This window comes from Mesorhizobium sp. M4B.F.Ca.ET.017.02.2.1 (genome assembly GCF_003998955.1).
Classification (GTDB): domain Bacteria; phylum Pseudomonadota; class Alphaproteobacteria; order Rhizobiales; family Rhizobiaceae; genus Mesorhizobium; species Mesorhizobium abyssinicae.
Window position 1 is genome coordinate 1 of record NZ_RZOF01000577.1, and the last position, 1,950, is coordinate 1,950.

General features: G+C 67.5%; 3 protein-coding genes. All 3 read right to left on the bottom strand.

Going from position 1 to position 1,950, the window contains the following annotated elements; translation table 11 throughout:
• Positions 1-306, bottom strand: a 306-nt coding sequence (gene tssK, locus EN738_RS33940; RefSeq protein WP_189606122.1) for a type VI secretion system baseplate subunit TssK, incomplete at its 3' end; no start/stop codon positions are given.
• A 39-nt stretch (positions 307-345) separates the two neighbouring features.
• Positions 346-798: a type VI secretion system lipoprotein TssJ gene (tssJ, locus tag EN738_RS33945; protein WP_127287328.1), complete on the bottom strand. Its 453-nt coding sequence runs from the start codon at positions 796-798 to the stop codon at positions 346-348.
• A 3-nt stretch (positions 799-801) separates the two neighbouring features.
• The coding region (tagH, locus tag EN738_RS33950) for a type VI secretion system-associated FHA domain protein TagH (RefSeq protein ID WP_127287329.1) at positions 802-1,950 on the bottom strand (1,149 nt) is incomplete at its 5' end.

Here is a 1,950-nt window from a genome sequence, read left to right on the forward strand (position 1 = left end):
CAGCGCAACCAGCACCGCTCCAGCGCCGGTGTCGGCGGTGACCGGCAAGGGTCGTGGCGCGTCCATCATCTCGGGAATGGAAAAGGGCGTGCCATCCGGGAAGATGCCGCGCGCCGACACGATGGAGATCTGGCCGGCGTCGAGCAGGGACTGGTCGAGCGTCAGCTGCTGGAAGCCGAACGTGTGGAGCTGCCCGGCCTGCAAGGCGCCGCGCACGGTCGCCTCGAAGAACCGGTCCTGCTGCTGGAAGTGCTGGGTCCTGAGAAACAGGCCCTCGGACCACAGCACCCTGTTTGCATCGCTCATGCCGTTACTCTCCGCACGGAGCCACTTCCTGTCCGGCCGCTAGGCGGAGATGCCACCGCTGCCGAGCGTCACGTTGATGGTGAATTTTGAGCTCGGCGAGACCGACTTGGTCGTGCGCCAGTTCCTCCCGCCAGGCTCGCGGATCAGCGCGACGAAGCCGAGCGCCGTCGCGTTCGGTTCGACCGTGATGGTCTTGGCCGCGGTCTTTCCCGGCGCGACCGAGACCGTGTCGGACCCGATGAGGTCGGCCCCGAGCGCGGACCCAGCATCGCCCTGCAGCGCGAAATAGTCGGCCGAATTGAACTTGCCGGTGCTGCTCAGCCGCATCACCAGGACAGTCACCGGCCGGTCACCGCCGCCCGGCCCCGGATTCATGCCGGCGCCGCCGCTCACATTGACCGTGATCACGGATGGTTTCGGCGGACCGCTCTGGCAGGCCGAAACCAGCCCGGTGGCGCCAAGGGCAATGATGAATTCGCGTCGATCGATCATGTCTCACTCCTCCTCATATGCATCCCTAAAATCAGCGCCGACCTCGCCGAGAAAGCTCTTTTCAGCGCTCTCGGCGATTTCACGATGGCGTTTCTGGTAAAGCTCCCACAGCTTGGCGCCACGCCCGCCCGAAAGCAGCGTGCCGATCGCGGAATTCGATTTCAGCTCTTCCTCGATCGCCGCCGGGTCGAAGCGGTCGACCATCTGGCGAAGCGCGGCCTGCACGCCGCGCCAGGCGCGCACGTGATGTTGCGCGAGATCGCGGACCGCATCCGAGATTGCCGCTTCGCCGGCAAGGAAGCCGGGGCTGCGTTCGCCAAGAATGGTCACGATCGCGTCGTCGACCGTCGGCAGGAACTTGAGCGGATTGACCTCGGAGGCGCCGACCATCGTCTGGGCGACACGCGCGTTTCCCTTTTCCTCGGAGCGCTTGCGCAGAAGCTGCATCAGGCCTTCCAGCATCAGCCGATACTCGCGCCCGAACTTCTCCATCTCGGCGATCGCGTCGCGGCCGGCGAGATCGGCTTCCTCGACGCCCATGCCGCGCAGGAAGGCGGCGCGAAGCGCCATGTCCGAGTGCGACTGCGACGGGGCCGCCGGCGGCTGACGGACCGGTCGTGGACTGGCGGCCACACGTGGCGCGGGAGGGGGCTCGGGCGCCTGCGCCGGCAAATCCCATGGGTTCGCCGGTTGCGGTCTTTCGGCGACGCGCTCGCGCTGGCCCGCCGGCCATTCGCCATGCGCCGGAGCGGCCGGCCCGAAACCGAAATCGTCTTCGACGGCCGACGGCTTTGCCTGGGCGGCTTCGGCCGCACCGTTGAGGGATGGCACCGGGTCGAGGCTGAAGGGGTCGTCGAAGGCCTGCGAACTGCCCTGGTTGGCGTTGGCGCGTTCGAATGCTCCCGGCAGCGGCTGCTCGAACGGGTTGGGCAGATCGGCCGGACGCGGCCGCCGCGGCTCTTCTTCCGCCCTGGCCGAAAAGAAATCGTCGTTGCCGATGCTCAACGGCGCGCGGGACGCGGGCGGCGACCGTTCGGCGACCGGCTGGGTGGTGGTTGCTGGCGATTGCATAGCTGGCGTCTGCAGGTCGACATACAGTATGTAGTCGCCGAGCCTCAGCCGCATGCCCCTGTGCAGACGCGCCGACCGTCC

Bases quoted from the DNA above. Each gene is read 5' to 3' on its own strand.
- tssJ (WP_127287328.1), bottom strand. From the start codon at position 798: ATGATCGATCGACGCGAATTCATCATTGCCCTTGGCGCCACCGGGCTG.